This is a genomic window from Mesorhizobium sp. M2D.F.Ca.ET.226.01.1.1 (assembly GCF_004022705.2).
GTDB lineage: Bacteria > Pseudomonadota > Alphaproteobacteria > Rhizobiales > Rhizobiaceae > Mesorhizobium.
The window spans coordinates 1-418 of record NZ_RZOY02000054.1 but is presented as its reverse complement, the minus strand read 5'-3'; the positions used below and the strand labels follow the sequence as shown (position 1 = coordinate 418).

Sequence of the window (418 nt, the reverse complement as noted above, 5' to 3'; positions counted from 1 at the left end):
AATATCCAGCCTGGCGTTGGTCAGGTCGGCCGAGACGTTCTGGTCGCCGTCGCCACTCTTGTCGATCGCGACCTTTATGGTCCCGGCAAGCAATGGCGATAGCCCCGGCATGGCCGCCGCGCGGATCTTGTCGTCGAGCACCAGGGCCACTTTGCGGCTGCGCGCCGGTCCGCCATCTTCCAGCGGTTCGACAAGGTCGAGTTCGGCCGGAATGCCGTTCAGCGATGCCTTTGCTGATATGACAGCCTTTTCGGGGTCGATGGTGACCGAACCGTCGGCATCGCTCACCGTCTGGCCCTCGAAGGGCTTGGCCAGAGACAGGCCCGTGTAGTCGAGCGATACCAGCCAGTCGAGCTTCGAGGTGTCGACCCCGGATTGCAGCGGAATGTCCGCCTTGACGTGACCGGTGACGTTGCCG

Annotated in this window: 1 pseudogene; it reads right to left on the bottom strand. The window is 63.6% G+C overall.

What is annotated here, in order from left to right:
* Nucleotides 1–418: pseudogene (locus EN869_RS33725) on the bottom strand (hypothetical protein); the annotation flags it as partial.